This window comes from Nostoc sp. TCL26-01 (genome assembly GCF_013393945.1).
Lineage (GTDB): Bacteria > Cyanobacteriota > Cyanobacteriia > Cyanobacteriales > Nostocaceae > Trichormus.
Map to the genome: position 1 here is coordinate 6,528,857 of NZ_CP040297.1, position 16,374 is coordinate 6,545,230.

The window sequence follows — 16,374 nt, forward strand, 5'->3', positions numbered from 1 at the left end:
ATAGAGCGAAGCTCTTCTCGTAGAGTACCTCTCACGCCAGTTTGCTCAAGTCGGGAAACCCGCCCACGCAACTGGCTCCCCTAAAAGGAGAGAGGCTTTAAAAGCTTGATTTTTCGTTGATATGTGATGCTCTTTACTCCCCTCTCCACGTCGGAGAGCAGGGTGGTTTCATACGAAAAAAGAAAAATACATACATCTTGATTTGTCGCTTTGTAGCAGAAGTTTTGACCCCTCTCCAAACCTCTCCCCCACGGGGGGAGAGGCTTTGAAACAAAGTTTTGTTTTTTCTCTGTTTGCATGAAACCACCCTGCCCTCTCCGCGTCGGAGAGGGGTTGGGGGAGAATTTTGTGCGACTACTTATATTGTCATCCTCCATACCCAGACAATCTGTGGATTTCCCCTTGCATATTGGCTCTTGCAGATTGTTCGGCACTGGCAAACATCATCGGCGTAAAATATATACGCTCTCTTTGCAAAAATTTTTCTAGAACTTGTTTACGCCCTTGAATGTAGTCAATGTCTGACACCCAAGCATATTCTCGGCGGATGGCGTTGGCGTATTCTTCATATTCATCTGGGTCAGCCGCTAAAATTGCTAAATCCGCATCGAGTAGGACTTGGCTATCTATATCATCCGCAGCCGCTTTGTGATGTTTGGTGTTGAGGATGAGACGCTTAACTGTATTTATATAGCTGAGTGAGATGCCTAAACTCTTGAGTACCTGAGTAGCATAGTTAGCGCTTTTTTCTTCATTGTCTTGAGCCTGAGTATCGTATACAACATCATGAAACCAAGCTGCTAGTTGTGTTGTAGATAAATCTTTTGTATCAGCTTGCAATGTTTGAATTTTATTAAGAATATGATTAATATGTTTTAGTGTGTGGTAATAGCGATTAGGTGTTGAATAAGCTTGAATCAAGTTGTTAAAAACTTGGGCGATAGATGTTGCATCAACTTCAAAGCTTTGAAGCGTATTTTCCCATTGCTCAAACAAGAAATTATGAAGTTCATCTGTAAGCATAAATAAAGAATTTTGAATTGCTTATAGGTGGTGACAACAAAATTGACGAGTCACAATAGAAAGCACGGACTTCATATAGAAAGTCTTAAGTTGACTCAGGAGTAAATTATCAGTGGTATTACAAGTACAAACAAGCACCTACGAAGCGAAAACTCAAGAAATTGCTAAACAACTTTTAGCCGCAACTCAAGAGAATCGCTCATTTTTTGCTTCCTTGCGGGAGCAAATGCGCTGGGATGATAAATTGCTAGCTTGGGCGATGAGTAATCCTGGTTTACGAGTGCAATTATTTCGATTTATTGATACTTTACCAGCACTGCATAGTAAATCGGAAATTGCCGCACATTTACAAGAATATTTAGGGGATGAATCAGTCGAATTACCCGCAGCTTTAAAGGGAATGCTCAATTTTGCTAACCCTGACTCCATGCCGGGACAAGTAGCTGCAACAACCGTATCTACGGCAGTTGAGACATTAGCTTTTAAATATATTGCTGGAGAAAATATTAAACAAGTCATCAAAACAGTAGAACGACTACGCAAAGAAAAAATGGCTTTCACCATTGACTTATTAGGTGAAGCAGTAATCACAGAAACAGAAGCACAATCTTATCTAGAACGCTATCGAGAATTAATTACACAATTAACTGAAGCATCAAAGAATTGGTCAACTATTTCTGCTATTGATGCCGCAGATGATGAACTACTACCAAAAGTCCAGGTTTCTGTTAAATTAACCGCGTTTTATTCTCAATTTGACCCATTAGATGCTCAAGGTAGTGAAGAGAGAGTTAGCGATCGCATTCGCACTCTTTTACGTCATGCTGAAAGTCTGGGTGCATCTGTCCATTTTGATATGGAACAGTATGAGTATAAAGACTTAACTTTCAATATTTTACAAAAAATATTGCTGGAAGACGAGTTTCGCCAACGTACCGATGTTGGTATAACTATCCAAGCTTACCTGCGTGATAGCGAACAAGATGCCAAAAATATTATTGCTTGGTTAAAACAGCGTGGTTATCCTTTAACAGTGCGTTTAGTCAAAGGCGCATATTGGGATCAGGAAACCATTAAATCAGCCCAAAAACACTGGTCACAACCTGTTTATAACGATAAGGCGGCGACAGATGCCAATTTTGAAGCGATAACTCAGTTATTGCTGGAAAATCATCAATATGTTTATTCTGCCATTGGTAGCCATAACGTGCGATCGCAAGCCAAGGCAATTGCGATCGCCGAAACCTTGAATGTCCCCCGGCGGCGATTTGAAATGCAAGTCCTGTACGGTATGGGAGACAAGTTAGCTAAGGCTTTGGTGGAGAGGGGTTATCGAGTCAGGGTTTACTCTCCTTATGGTGAACTCCTCCCAGGGATGGCTTACCTAATTCGGCGATTGTTGGAAAATACTGCGAATAGTTCCTTTCTACGGCAAAATTTGGAAAATAGGCCAGTGGAAGAACTACTAGCACCACCCGTTGTCAAAAATTCTCTGCCTATTTCTCTATCTTCTTCTTTCCCCGGTGCGGCGGATACTGATTATGCAGAAGAAGAGGAGAGAAAGCAAGCTGCACAAGCTTTTCAAGCAGTACATCAGCAATTAGGCAAGACGTATTTACCACTAATTAATGGCGAGTATGTCAATACTACTGAGGTAATTGACTCACTCAATCCTTCTAACTTTAGTCAAGTGATTGGCAAGGTAGGGCTGATTAGTGTCGAACAAGCAGAACAAGCAATGCAAGCGGCAAAAGCGGCGTTTCCTGGTTGGCGACGCACACCTGTGAAAACACGGGCAGGGATTTTGCAAAAAGCGGCTGATTTAATGGCACAACGTCGGGCGGAACTTTCTGCCTGGATAGTGTTGGAAGTGGGAAAACCTGTGAAGGAAGCAGACGCAGAAGTTTCCGAAGCCATAGATTTTTGTCGCTACTACGCCGAGGAAATGGAACGACTAGATCAAGGTGTCAATTATGACGTTTCTGGAGAGACAAATCGTTATATTTACCAACCACGGGGTATAGCTGTGGTGATTTCTCCTTGGAATTTTCCTTTGGCGATCGCCTGTGGGATGACTGTTGCTGCCTTAGTTGCAGGCAATTGTACTCTCCTCAAGCCTGCGGAAACCTCTTCTGTGATTACAGCCAAACTCACAGAAATTTTAGTAGAAGCAGGAATTCCCCAAGGTGTATTTCAATACGTTCCCGGCAAGGGTTCTCAAGTCGGTGCTTACTTGGTAAGTCATGCGGATACTCATGTAATTGCTTTTACCGGTTCTCAAGAAGTGGGTTGTCGAATTTATGCCGAAGCAGCCACACTTAAACCTCAACAAAGGCACATGAAACGAGTAATTGCCGAAATGGGTGGTAAGAATGCCATCATCATCGATGAAAGTGCTGATTTAGATCAAGCCGTTGTCGGGGTGGTACAGTCAGCCTTTGGTTACAGTGGACAAAAATGTTCTGCTGCTTCCAGAGTCGTCGTAGTAGAAGCAATTTACGATGCTTTTGTCAAGCGGTTAGTAGAAGCAACAAAATCGTTAAATATTGGCGAAGCTGAGTTACCTAGTACTCAAGTCGGCCCTGTGATTGATGCCAATGCCCGCGATCGCATCCTGGAGTATATTGAGAAAGGTAAGGCAGAATCCCAAGTAGCGCTAGAGTTACCAGCACCCAGCCAAGGTTACTTTGTTGGGCCAGTCATCTTTAGTGAAGTCCCTCCCCAGGGGATCATTGCCCAGCAAGAAATTTTTGGCCCTGTATTAGCGGTAATTAAAGCTCAAGATTTTACAACAGCATTAGCGATCGCTAACGACACCAACTACGCTTTAACTGGGGGACTTTACTCCAGAACACCTTCCCACATTCAACAAGCCCAAGCAGAATTTGAAGTCGGTAACTTGTACATTAATCGTACTATTACAGGAGCGATCGTTGCTAGACAACCCTTTGGTGGCTTTAAACTTTCTGGTGTAGGTTCCAAAGCCGGAGGCCCTGATTACCTACTGCAATTCTTAGAACCCCGCACAATCACAGAAAACATTCAACGCCAAGGTTTTGCACCAATTGACGGTGTAGATTAAATCAGTTATCAGTTATCAGTTATCAGTTACAAGTCTAACGGCGTATGGTGGGGGATTTAGACCCGCCACCAACGCTTGCTACTAATCAGCATTAGGCGTAGGTAGGGTTAAACGTAGCGTAACCCTACCAGATTCTGACTGACTCCTGTATTCTGACGAATGTATTCTTCTTCAAATTTCTTGATCTGGCAAAAACAAAGTAAATTGACTCCCCACTCCTAAAGTCGAGGAGACAGTCACATCACCACCATGCAACCGCGCTAACTTACGAGTCAAAGCTAAACCTAAACCAGTACCTTCATATTGGCGATTTAGTTTACTATCTAATTGTTTAAATGGTTCAAATAAAAATTGAAAGTGGTTTTCATCAATGCCAATACCAGTATCCACAACGGAAAATGTGATCCCCTGGGATACTTTTTTCACTATTAAGGATACTTCTCCTGCGGGAGTAAACTTAATAGCATTGGTAAGTAAATTGAGGAGCATTTGCTTAATCCGCCGTTCATCAGCAATGCAAATATTCGCTTCTGGATCAATATCTATTGAGAGTTTTAAGCCCTTAGTCAAGGCGCGATCGCTAACTGTAGATAAGGCATAATTACAAATATCAATCACCAACAAAGGCATCAGAGATAATTCCTCCTTGCCTGCTTCTACCTTTGACAAATCTAAAATATCGTTAATCAGCGCCAGTAGTTGTTCACCACTAGTGTACATACAGCTGATATATTCTTTTTGCTTATCATTAAGAGAACCAACTATTTCTTGTTGGAGTAATTGCGATAAACCCATAATCGCATTCAGAGGTGTTCGCAATTCATGGCTCATGGTAGCTAAAAATTCACTTTTAGCACGATTTCCTGCTTCTGCGGCTGCTTGTGAGTTACGCAGTTTGATTTCAGTTTGCTTCTGCTCAGTAATATCATCGATTATCGCCAGAAAATACTCTGGTTTACACTGAGAATCAGGAATTACAGAAACAGACAATTTAGTCCACACCAACCGCCCATCTCGATGGAGAAAGCGTCTTTCCATATCTATGTGGAGTTTTTCATCAACTTGCTCTGTATCTGTGCAAATTTCGGCAATCAGTTGTCTATAACGTTCTATGTCTCCCCTTTCCTGAGACATATAGTCAGTAAAGCGCTTACCATATAAATCTTCGCGGCTATAACCCAGCATTTCACACAAAGTAGGATTGGCATCTACTATTTGTGCTTTCATATCCACAAGTCCGATACCAATAGAAGAACGTTCAAAAATTGCCCGGAATTGCGCCTCACTTTTACGCAACGCCTCTTGAGCAATATTGCGTTCTCTGGCTTCTATTGCGAGAGAGACAAAATCTGCCATTGAGCCAACAAAGTTTTCCTCTTCTACATTCCAGTACCGCACTTCACCACAGTGTTGATGACATACCACTCCAACTAAACGACCTCCTACCCAAATGGGAGCATCTAAAAGAGAGACAACACCAAATCCACAAAGATAAGTAGCAGCTAATTCTTGAGTTCTTTTATCGTGAATAGCATCAGATACAGCCAGACTACGTTCTGCTTCCAGAGCATGAAAATAATTTGGATAATCTGCTTTTAATAAAAATTCACCTGATGTATGTACCCGTCTATTAACATCATATAAATCAATGCACTCCAAACTTGAGCCATCTTGGTTGTACAACCAAACGCTAACTCGCTCAACCGAAAGTGTTTGTGCCGCAGCTTCTGTAATTTCTTGTAAGACAGCATGAAGATGACCTTGTTGAAAAGTCTTGCTTCTGGCTAACTGCACTAGTGTCTGGTTTTGTTTACGTCGTGCGTTATCTCTCATTCGCAGAGCCTCTTGGGCTTGCTGGGGTTCTGTTATATCTTTAACCACTAGCACCTGCATTTGTTATCCCTGGAAAGAAACTACGTTGCCTTGTAGTTCTCTGAAAAAAAGTAGAACTGTTTTTATAAATACAACTACGCCATAATGTTTTACATATCTGGAATATATATTTTTCTTCAAGTTTGTAATGTTGTTATAGCAAGTTGACAACGGTTTTTGATTCCAAGTTATATATTTTTATCAACCATAGCTATAATTGCCACATAATAACTAAGCGATCGCACTTAAAAGCTGCTTTAATTTTTGATGACTTCATAATAAATTTAACATAACTAAATTTATTGCTGAGATTGGCAATCTTCCTCAAGCAAAAGTAACAGTACAGATAGAGGTAAATTTTGATGCGAACATTGGGGTTTGAGATTAAAAGCTAGAAGATGGATGGGATTTTTCCTCCCCCGCCAAATTAGTTACCAGTTAACAGTCATCAGTTACCAGTTAATAAACGTTCACTGTTCACTGTTCACACCCCTGCTCACCAAAGCGATTAGTATATTTTTTGAGTTGGCAGTCCTTAATTCTTCCCCTACCCTCTACCCCCCTACACCCTTTCTTTACAGAACTCATTCCAAAAGAAAACCACTACCCTTGTATTTATGGTTTAGAGTAGAATTAGCAACTCAGCTAAAAAAAATTGCCAATGGTGTTTGATCCTGATTTTTTGAATGATAACTCTGAGGAACACCCCAACCAACTTCTTTCTGATCACTTTGGGGAAAACCCCAACCCGTTACTCAAGTATTTACAACATCAGTCTCCGGAAGTTCTAGCCCGTGTCGCTCAGTCCGTTAGCCCGGAAATTAAACAAATTATTTCCCAGAACGTGCAAGGGTTGGTGGGAATGCTCCCCGCAGAAAATTTTAACGTCCAAATCACGACAGACAAAGAAAACCTCGCTGGGTTATTAGCCTCGGCAATGATGACGGGGTATTTTCTGCGGCAAATGGAACAAAGAATGCAGCTAGATCATTTGTCAAATGGCTAATAGTCAAGAGTCAAAGGTCAATAGTCAATGGTCAATAGTTACAAGCTTTTGGACTAATGACCCTTACGGATTCGCTAGTTACTTATGAGGGAAACCCCCTTGGCGCTAGCCTCTCCCTTTGGGAGAAGACCGTGCTAGCTCACTAATGACTAATGACTAATGACTAATGATTAATTTTTAGGATATACTCCTGACTGCACTTGCAAGGTGAGAATTTTGCCACTGCGGTTGATTTCGATGGCTAATGTATCACCAACTGTGCTGGATTCCACTAATTTTTGTACTTGGGCTGATGTCTTTACAGGCTTACCATTAATTTTTTGAATCACATCTCCAGCTAAAAGTCCAGCTTTTTTGGCTGGTGAATCCTCCAAGACACCTCTGATCACAACACCAGTGTCTTGTTGGATATTTAACTTGTTCTCTTGGTTAATCTGCTGCTTCTTAGTAGGAGACAAGTCTGTCATTTCAATCCCTAAAAAAGGATGTTCTACTCGCCCTTTAGTAAAAAGCTCATTGGCAACACGGGCTGCGGTTTCAATGGGGATTGCAAAACCCAACCCTTGAGCATCAGCACGAATTGCCGTATTTACCCCAATTACTTCTCCTTGGGCATTTAACAAAGGCCCTCCAGAATTACCAGGGTTAATGGCTGCATCAGTTTGGATAAAGCTGACGCGCTTATCAGGGACACCAACTTGAGCGCTCGTGCGGTCAGTAGCGCTGATAATGCCGATAGTCACAGTATTATCTAAACCGAGGGGATTGCCAATAGCGATCGCCCATTGTCCCGGAATCAAATTTTGCGAATTCCCCAAGTTCACTGTCGGCAAATTTTCTCCCGGAATTTTCACCACAGCTACATCAGTGACAGTATCAACGCCTACCACCTTTCCTTCAAAAGTCCGACCATCTTTGAGAGTCACTTGTACCGTATCTGTATCAGCGACCACATGAGCATTGGTTAATAATTGTCCATTATCACTCAAAATAAACCCTGAACCTGTGCCACGTTCAATCCTTTCTTGAGGAATTGGTTGTTCATCCTCACCAAAAAATCTCCGTAAAAACGGATTTTTTAAGGCATCAGAAATGGGATTGGCGACTTTACGAGTCGCATTAATTCGCACCACAGCCGGGCCGACTCTTTGCACCGCGCTAGCAATAAAGTTGACATTATCACCTCCAAGATTGTCTGTAGACCTACTTACAGGATTAGGTAGTACAGATTCCGAGGGTAAAGCCACATTGACATTTTTGAACTGTGAAAACGAGCGATTTGAGGGGAACAGATAGCGACTGCCTAACACACCTGCACTACTGCCAATCGTCAGTAGAGACAGATAAACCGCCAGTTGCTTTAAGGATAAATTCATAATGACTACGCTCAAGGACAGCAATGCAGTTGCTAATTTCTAAGTGTAGTCAAGCAATTGGCAAGTGGACAGGTAATTTAACATATTGAGGGAATAGTTATTAGTCATTAGTCATTAGTCAATGGTCATTAGTCAATGGTCATTAGTCATTAGCATTTCTTCTTCTCCCCTGTACCCCAAATCAGTTACCAGTTATCAGTTATCAGTTACCAGTTTAATAAACGTTCACTGTTCACTGTTTACACCCCTCACTCCCTCACTCCCTCACTCCCCAATCCCCAATCTCCAATCCCCAATCTCCAATCCCCATTACCCAACCCCCAATTCCAATTCTCCAAACTAAAATCTAAAGTTAAAGCTTTCTTGACTTTGATCCATGAATGTTTATTACCGTCTATTTTTACTCTGTAGTCTAGTTGGCGCTGTTGGAGTGGGTGCTGTGTTACCTAACTTTGACAAGGCAAGGGCAGCTGAGGGTTGTCCAACTCCGGCGCTTTCTCGCTTTCAGCGCCATAAGGTTGTGCGTGGTGACACGTTGGTGACGATCGCGCAGCGTTATAATATCAGTCCAGAAACGATTTTGGGCATGAATCCATCCCTTCAGAATGGTTCTGTGCCATCTGTGGGCAGTGAACTCCAGATTGCTCCTTACAATGGCATTGTTGTCCAAGTACCTCAAGGTCAGAATTGGCGACAAGTGGCAACAAGATTTAAGGTGCGTCCGGATACTCTATTTGAGGTTAACGGTTGCCAGAAGAACCCTAGAATCGTGTTTGTTCCGGGGGTAAATTGGTCGCCCAATGGTTCTATTACCCAGTCTCCTAAGCCTTCTACGGCGACTGTGGCTGTCAAGTTGACGGGATACCCTTTGTCTCAGGTGACAGAGGTAGCGTTACCTTATGGCTGGCAAATTAATCCTAATACGGGTGAAGTGTTCTTTCATAGTGGTGTGGATTTGCTGGCAACTGTGGGAACGCCTGTAGAAGCGATCGCCCCAGGTACGGTAGTCTTTGCTAAGGAACAGGGTACTTATGGTAATTTGGTCATCATCAATCACAATGGTGGACTCCAAAGCCGTTACGCCCATCTGGAGAAAATTAATGTCAAAGTTGGTCAACAAGTCAACAAAGACCAATTAATCGGCACTGTGGGTACTACTGGACAACCTACTACGAAACAACCCCATCTCCATTTTGAAATGCGTGCTAGTTCATCTTTAGGATGGGTAGCCGAAAATCCCAAAGATTATTTACGACGATAAAAATACTAGCGATCGCCTAAACAATTCAAAAATCACGAATTACGAATTACGAATTATCTTCATCTACCATTTTCAATTATTATGAATCAATCAATAAATCCAGGGGCAGAATTATTTTTTAACCAGGGATTAGAGTATCACAAAAATGTGGAATATGCCAAGGCGATCGCTAGTTTTAATCAGGTTCTAGAAATTCAACCAGATTTAGCAGTAGCATGGAATGAACGAGGTTGGAATTTATTTTTGTTAGATGATCCTGAAAGTGCAACAGCAGCACTGGCTAGCTTTGATCAAGCCATAGCAATTCAACCTGATAATTTCTCTGCTTGGCATCGTCGAGGACAAGTTCAGTTAGAACGTTTTAGCGATTATGAAGGGTCTTTATTGAGTTTTGCTAGAGCCTTAGCCATCCAAACAGATGATTATGATGTTTGGTGGGATCAAAGTTTTGCTTTATATCAATTAGGTCGCTACGATGAAGCTTTAGCTAGCTATGACAAAACTCTAGAAATTCAGCCAAATAGTTTATCAGCTTGGCAAGAACGGAGTTATTTGTTATTTGAAATTGGTCGTTATGATGAATCTTTGCTGAGTTATGAAAAGCTTTTAGAAATCAAGCCAGATGATTATGGAAGTTGGCATGACCGGGGCAAAGTATTAGAGACTTTAAATCGTTACTCTGAGGCAATCGCTAGTTATGATCAAGCCTTAGCCATCAAATCAGATGCTAGTGATATTTGGACAGAACGAGGAAATGTTTTAGAGAAATTAGGTGATACGACAGCAGCAATTGCCAGTCATGAAAATGCTTTAAAATGCAATTATGCCAGTGAAAATGCCTGGTATGATTGGTTTCATATCTTAGTTCATTTTGGCAAAATTGACGAAGCGATCGCTGCTTGTGATCAAGCAATTAGTATTTTAGATAATAAATTCGCAGCCTGGCAAAATCGCGGTCTTTTATTACATGAATTGGGACGTTATGCAGAAGCGATCTCCAGTTATCAAAAAGCGCTAGCAATAAATCCCGAAGATGCAGATACTTTTTATAATATCGCTTGCTGTCACGCTCTCCAAGAAAATCTAGAACTAGCTATTAAAAACTTGCAACAAGCCATAGATTTGAGTGCCGAAACATCTAGAGAAGCAGCCAAAATCGACCCCGATTTTGACAAAATTCGAGATGCAAATGAGTTTCAAGCTTTAATTTTCTGAAAAACAAGATCCCCGAATTCTTAGAGGATGTTTAAAAAGTCGGTCAGGATGTAAAAAAGCTCTCTCAGTGTAAGCTGTGAATAGAAAGAACACAGCACCGAGAGAGTAGCATGAGTAAAGCATACCCCAGTAATTTGACTGATGCACAATAAAAAAAGGGAGAAGCTAATTTTTTTCGCTCTCATTTTAGTAAACTCTCCCTAATAGCTATAATTAGATTATTGGATGAAACACCTACAACGAACCATCTGAAAGATCACATAGCAACCTGAGATATTAAATCATCTAATTCCTTATCAATATTATTCACATTTTGAGCTAATATGTCCAACTGCTTTAGTTTTTTATCAACTTCTCCCTGACCTTTTTGTTTCTCGGCTAGTGCATTATTAACCTGTTGTCGAATATTTTGAATTTCTGCTGCTAATCCACCATCTAGGGTACTTTTCACCTTACTAAGTTCTGCGGAAACACCATTACCAACCTTTTCAATAATATCCGTAGTTGATTTACTCAGTTCTTCTGAGAATTTCTTACCTACTTCCTCTTTAATTTTTTTACTAAGTCCCCCTTCCATTAATTTGCCCTGAACCAATGCAGCAACAAGCATTGGAACTAAAGTTACAGGATTTAGCCCTAAAAATACATAACCTACAATTCCAATTACGAGTTGTGGTATTAAACTTCTCAACATCTCTTGATAGCCAAATGTAGCTCCAATAGTAGCTGAACCAATCCCCCCTACTAGAAAACCACCTCCTGCGGAAAGAAGTCTTTCTACCGCAGACACATTTCTAACACCAACATCTTCTTTTGATACATTTACCTTTGAAATAGAAACTCCAGAAATTTCTAAGCGAAGATTATCTACCCGCTTTATAAATTCAGTAGCTTCCGCATCAAGCGAACTTTTAATATGTTCCATTCTATTTACCAGTAATGGCTCAAGCTCGGAACTTTGCCACTTAGAAAATTCTACTTCCACCTGACTTTCTAAGTGGCTACTAACTTCCTTAATAGCAGCTTCTATACTGGGTCTAGGGTCAGTAAACAATAACTTAACCCCATTCTCAAGTTCATATTCCTGGGTTATAGTTTTGATTTTAGGAATTAACTCTCGAATAAAATCCTTAGTTTTATAACTTACTTGCTCTTTAGTATCTTCAATCGAGTTTTCTAACTTTTTGACGATATTTCGACGTTTTTCCTCTAAAAGTTTTAACGGTTCTTGTGCTTCTGCATAACGTTTTTCTAATTCTGCTACATCTGTCTCAAGCATACTTCTTTGCTCAGGTATGCTTTTTCTGACTTCTCGGATTGAATTTTTTAATTCTTGGGCAGGACGAAGAATCTTTACTCGACCTCTCTCGTTTGTTAAAAATTTCTGAAGTTCAATTTCTAATCGTGGTACACCTGAATTTTGCAGTGCCTCAGCATCATTTTCAAGTTTTCCATCTAGCCCTCCTAATGCATTGATAAAGAATATACGTTCGGAGCCTAATCGAGTGCGGTTAGATAGCTTAGAATTCGCAAATTGTTTGACTTTTTCAACTTCATTTTTGCGAATCATATTGATGCGATTACAAATGAAGAAAATATCCTCATGTCCCATTGGTCTCAGTTTGTTATCAACTACTTCTTGTTCAGATTTAGAAAATAGTTGTTCGCAGGAAAGGACGAGAAGGATAGCATCTACAGTAACTAGATAACTCTCCGTGACTTGTTGACGGGTTTTGTGTTCATTCAAACCAGGAGAGTCAATAATTTCTACACCATTCTCACAAAGTTGAAGAGGCCAGAAAAGTTCTAGTTTTTCGTAGGGACTTTCATTTATTGCTTGACTTTGGTCAGCATCATCCTGGATAACTACATACTCTTCAATTTTATTTATTGGTACATCACGAGGTTCTTGTGCTGGTTGACCGTCAGATTTATTAAAATGTAGTAAAGCTCTTTTGGTCTTACTCCATTTCACTTCGTTAATAATTGCAGTACATGGTGTAGAGTATGCAGGCAAAATTTCTTCACCTAATAAGGCATTAATAAAAGTGCTTTTACCTCGTTTGAACTCCCCAAGTACCATAACTTTAAAGCTACTGGACTGCACCAATTCCTTCAAAGAATTGAGGTTTGCTTCTTGGTCGGGTATATTGAGCGCTCGTATAATATTAGTCTGACGTTCAATCAAACTGACAAGAGTGTTGGTTTTTTGCTTAAATTCTTTATAACCTTTATCATCTATGGTTTGTAGCATTTTTTATCCTCCGGAAAAATTGGTTATTTTAAATTTACAAAGCAGAAGCTATTTCTTGCTGCAAATCTAAAGCTAGTTTAAGAATTTGTTGCCAGTTTTTTTCATTATCGCTATTGGCTTGATTCATATTGAAAGCAGCTTTCTTGGCAAACTTCCAAGCTGCTTGCTCACTCTCTATATCATCTATAATTATTTGATATAAACGACGCAAACGCTCTGAAACTTGTTGGCAATATTCGTCAGTAGAAGCATCGACTATATGTTTTAGCTCATCTGATAAAACCTCTCTTTGTGTATCTAGCTCTTTGTTGAGATACTGTTCGCTAAAAATTAGCACCCCTGTACTAGCAGCTATTCCAATTGGACCACCTAAGACTGAACCCGCAATCATTGCCGCAGTGCTACCAATTCTGGTAAATAAGCGATATTTTTGTACATCAGTGATGTCTCGATTTTCGAGTTCAAACTGAATTTCTGTACTTTGCTGTGGTGTAAAAACTTGTTGCTTAATAGTCGTATTGAAAAGTTTTGACATTTCATTTTGTAACCATTCAATATCTTGGGATAACAACTTTAATAAAAAGCTTTCAAATTTGCGACTTAAAATTGTTAATTCACGTCTGAGGCGAAAAGGTAAATCACGTTCCCACCACAGTTTTAAATCTGGAGTTCTTTGAATTTCAAATTCTAAGTTCTCAATTAATTCTTTTTGGTTTGCAGCAACTTGCTGACGTATTTCTTTAGCTCGTCGTAACCTCCTTTTATCTAGTTCTAAGTGTAGATTGTCCCAAGTAATGTCTGCTTTTTCAATTTCGTTCTCAGCTTGGCGTAAAGAGCATTTTATTTCCTCTGCATTCATACGCATAGTAGAAATAGCCCCTTGGGTTATCTCTGCCATTTGATTTAACCAGTCACTAAGTTGTTTGCGTACTTGGCGACTCCGCCATACACGACGTTCACCTCGATCTACTAAAGATTCAATTTCAGTGATAATACTTGCCAAAGTATCTGCTTCTTGCTGTGATTCTTCAATGGGATATGTCGAAAGTACAGGAATATTGCTGGCAACATTAGTAATTCGATTGCAAATATTTTGCATTACCTTCGCTCTTTCGTCTGGGGGAATCATATCCAATTTAGAGACTGCGACTATAATACGAGGAACATGGCGACCTATTACTTCTTGCTCTAGAAAAGCTGCTTCCGTCATGCTAAAGGGAGAGGTTGCACTGACAACTAAAACCGCAGCATCACATTGGTTTAATAAGTCCAAAACCATATTGGCTCGTCTATCGCTCAAATCTCCTGCACCAGGAGTATCAATAATTTCTGTATCTAGCGATCGCAACCACTCATGGTTCAAACTAATACGTACACCCGCAAACACTTCTTTGTCAGAACCAGCTTGATCAGTTGCTAACAGTTCCTCCCACGATGTTTCTTCTAGAGGTCGAATATCTACTTTTCCCCCTAATCTCACTTCCATCTGTTCTTCTGAACCAGCAACAATCGAGGTGAGTGTGGCTGTAGTGGGTAGTACACCTTCAGGTAAAATATTTCTATCTAATAAACGATTAATCAGATAACTTTTTCCTCTACTAAATTCCCCAACAAATGCAAGACGAAATCCTGGTAGTATTCGTCTTTTCTCAATAGCTGTCAGCAACAAGGACATACGCTTTCCTAATTCTTGGTTCTCGGAAGACACAGAATTAGTAATATCAGTACATTGCTTAAACCAATTATCTAACCTTTCTGTTAAATCAATAGGAACTTTAATTGGTGTTTCTGGTACTTGAAAGTTTAATTTGTCTAATGAAATATTTTCTTCTTTGCTATTTACAACTTCTAGAGAAATAGCTGGTATATTAGGAAGCAACCATTCTTTACTTTCCGGAACTAAATCGTGATAGTACAGATAAAACTCTTGTGGTAAAAGCCCAGAATAATACTTTGCTAAATCAAGAAAATCTTCTTTACTTTTGTTTATACTGCTACAAAAATTATCTAGAGTTGAAAATAAAGTATTTTCACGAAGGGTACGTATTTGAGGAGTCAAATTTACAGAAGTATCAGCAGGTTGAGTACTAATTACTTGGGGTTGCCATAGAGGATTATTTGCTTTGATTGGTCGCAAATCAACCTTTTTGACAACTTGCATTGTTGCTAAAGACCATTCCACAACCGCCCAAGGTGTTCCATACCCCTCAGTTTTATCCTTACTGTTTTTAGGAACAGTCAACAGAGAAATAATTCCCCATTCACCAAGTCTTTGTACTGGGATGGGAGCAAGTGCAATTGTCTCAAAGGTAACCCAATCTCTCAAATCAGAGAGGCGATGGATACCTCTAGGTAACGAAGCGATACCTTTTTGTTGGATAGTGGTTTCCGTAGACAATTGTCTGAGTAAATTTCTATCAATATTCATGTTATGTTTCCTCCATTTTAAACTGAAATAGTTTGCTCAGGTGCGTCTGCTACCACAAGGAAATTACTATGATCTTCCCAGGCATTTAAGAAATCTAGAGCATCGACAGCTGCCATTTTCCCGTTAGGATTTCCACTATCATTAATAATTATTTTTACTGAACCATCGGGTTGTGTATCTAAACCTGTTACCCAAACGGCATGACCAGCATTAGTTTGTTCAATAGCCGCACCATTCGCATCCCGCATTGGATTCCATATTTCGTTTGCATCAAGACCAACAATTACGCGATCACCTTTTTCTAGTGCATCTGCAATGTCTTCAAGATTGGCATTATATTTTTGTTCTGTTGGAATACCAAGTTCGTTTAAAAGCTTACCTACATCACTTGGACGGGTTCCAATTTCAGGGTCAAACCATCCATTTTCTTGAGCAATCTCACAAGCTTTTTCTTCAGGAATACAAACACCTGTAATAGACTCAAAAACGCTAGTCTGAGCAACTACAGCACAGGAACTTTGACCTCTTTGTTGTTGCCAGAATTGAGAGTTTTCTACTGGTTTTCCAAATCCATCAAACTCATCAACATCCCATTGATTGTCTGGTATAACCCAATCTAATAATTGATGAAAGACATCAACTACATTAAAAGCAGATAATTCTTCTATAGAAATATTTTCAACAGAACTATCTGAAATATCAAGTATTACTTCATCAGAGTATGACAATAAGAACTCTGTTTGCATATCCATCTCTTCCGGAGATAGGATATCATCTGAGTTAAATTCATCAATAAACCATTCCTCACAGCTTCTCAATATATCGTCAATCATAATTTTTATATTTTAAAATTTCAA

10 protein-coding genes are annotated in these 16,374 nt (G+C 40.0%); 4 read left to right on the plus strand and 6 right to left on the minus strand.

Features of this window, described 5'->3' with window-relative positions:
- Positions 1-366: 366 nt before the first annotated feature.
- A complete protein-coding gene (locus FD725_RS28255; RefSeq protein ID WP_179051185.1) occupies positions 367-1,023 on the minus strand; it encodes a hypothetical protein in 657 nt (218 codons plus the stop codon).
- Between the two features lie 112 nt (positions 1,024-1,135).
- Between FD725_RS28255 and pruA the strand changes: the two genes are divergently transcribed.
- Positions 1,136-4,105, plus strand: coding sequence for an L-glutamate gamma-semialdehyde dehydrogenase (gene pruA, locus FD725_RS28260; RefSeq protein ID WP_179051186.1), 2,970 nt, complete (start codon positions 1,136-1,138; stop codon positions 4,103-4,105).
- Between the two features lie 171 nt (positions 4,106-4,276).
- On the opposite strand, the gene FD725_RS28265 is transcribed toward pruA, so the two are convergent.
- Positions 4,277-5,998 (minus strand): GAF domain-containing sensor histidine kinase, encoded by a 1,722-nt coding sequence (locus FD725_RS28265; RefSeq protein ID WP_179051187.1) that lies wholly within the window; start codon positions 5,996-5,998, stop codon positions 4,277-4,279.
- Positions 5,999-6,638: 640 nt separating this feature from the next.
- Between FD725_RS28265 and FD725_RS28270 the strand changes: the two genes are divergently transcribed.
- A complete protein-coding gene (locus tag FD725_RS28270; protein WP_179051188.1) occupies positions 6,639-6,983 on the plus strand; it encodes a DUF760 domain-containing protein in 345 nt (114 codons plus the stop codon).
- A gap of 170 nt (positions 6,984-7,153) precedes the next feature.
- Here the strand turns inward: FD725_RS28270 and FD725_RS28275 are convergent, their stop codons facing one another.
- Positions 7,154-8,359: an HhoA/HhoB/HtrA family serine endopeptidase gene (locus FD725_RS28275; protein WP_179051189.1), complete on the minus strand. Its 1,206-nt coding sequence runs from the start codon at positions 8,357-8,359 to the stop codon at positions 7,154-7,156.
- A 376-nt stretch (positions 8,360-8,735) separates the two neighbouring features.
- On the opposite strand from FD725_RS28275, the gene FD725_RS28280 reads away from it, so the two are divergent.
- Positions 8,736-9,620 carry a M23 family metallopeptidase gene (locus FD725_RS28280; RefSeq protein WP_179051190.1) on the plus strand — a complete coding sequence of 295 codons (885 nt, stop codon included), beginning with the start codon at positions 8,736-8,738 and terminating at the stop codon, positions 9,618-9,620.
- 81 nt (positions 9,621-9,701) lie between these two features.
- Positions 9,702-10,835, plus strand: coding sequence for a tetratricopeptide repeat protein (locus FD725_RS28285; protein WP_179051191.1), 1,134 nt, complete (start codon positions 9,702-9,704; stop codon positions 10,833-10,835).
- 256 nt (positions 10,836-11,091) lie between these two features.
- Here the strand turns inward: FD725_RS28285 and FD725_RS28290 are convergent, their stop codons facing one another.
- The 3 genes from FD725_RS28290 to FD725_RS28300 are packed head-to-tail and all read right to left on the minus strand — an operon-like array spanning position 11,092 to position 16,350.
- A complete protein-coding gene (locus tag FD725_RS28290; RefSeq protein WP_218653142.1) occupies positions 11,092-13,089 on the minus strand; it encodes a dynamin family protein in 1,998 nt (665 codons plus the stop codon).
- Between the two features lie 34 nt (positions 13,090-13,123).
- A complete protein-coding gene (locus FD725_RS28295) occupies positions 13,124-15,517 on the minus strand; it encodes a dynamin family protein (RefSeq protein WP_179051192.1) in 2,394 nt (797 codons plus the stop codon).
- A gap of 17 nt (positions 15,518-15,534) precedes the next feature.
- Positions 15,535-16,350 (minus strand): hypothetical protein, encoded by an 816-nt coding sequence (locus FD725_RS28300; protein WP_179051193.1) that lies wholly within the window; start codon positions 16,348-16,350, stop codon positions 15,535-15,537.
- Positions 16,351-16,374 lie beyond the last annotated feature (24 nt).

Excerpts from the sequence above, each read along its gene's own strand:
- FD725_RS28280 (WP_179051190.1), top strand. The coding sequence starts at position 8,736 with ATGAATGTTTATTACCGTCTATTTTTACTCTGTAGTCTAGTTGGCGCT.
- FD725_RS28295 (WP_179051192.1), bottom strand. The coding sequence starts at position 15,517 with ATGAATATTGATAGAAATTTACTCAGACAATTGTCTACGGAAACCACT.
- FD725_RS28275 (WP_179051189.1), bottom strand. The coding sequence starts at position 8,359 with ATGAATTTATCCTTAAAGCAACTGGCGGTTTATCTGTCTCTACTGACG.
- FD725_RS28255 (WP_179051185.1), bottom strand. The coding sequence starts at position 1,023 with ATGCTTACAGATGAACTTCATAATTTCTTGTTTGAGCAATGGGAAAAT.
- FD725_RS28265 (WP_179051187.1), bottom strand. The coding sequence starts at position 5,998 with ATGCAGGTGCTAGTGGTTAAAGATATAACAGAACCCCAGCAAGCCCAA.
- FD725_RS28300 (WP_179051193.1), bottom strand. The coding sequence starts at position 16,350 with ATGATTGACGATATATTGAGAAGCTGTGAGGAATGGTTTATTGATGAA.
- FD725_RS28285 (WP_179051191.1), top strand. The coding sequence starts at position 9,702 with ATGAATCAATCAATAAATCCAGGGGCAGAATTATTTTTTAACCAGGGA.
- FD725_RS28290 (WP_218653142.1), bottom strand. The coding sequence starts at position 13,089 with ATGCTACAAACCATAGATGATAAAGGTTATAAAGAATTTAAGCAAAAA.
- FD725_RS28270 (WP_179051188.1), top strand. The coding sequence starts at position 6,639 with ATGGTGTTTGATCCTGATTTTTTGAATGATAACTCTGAGGAACACCCC.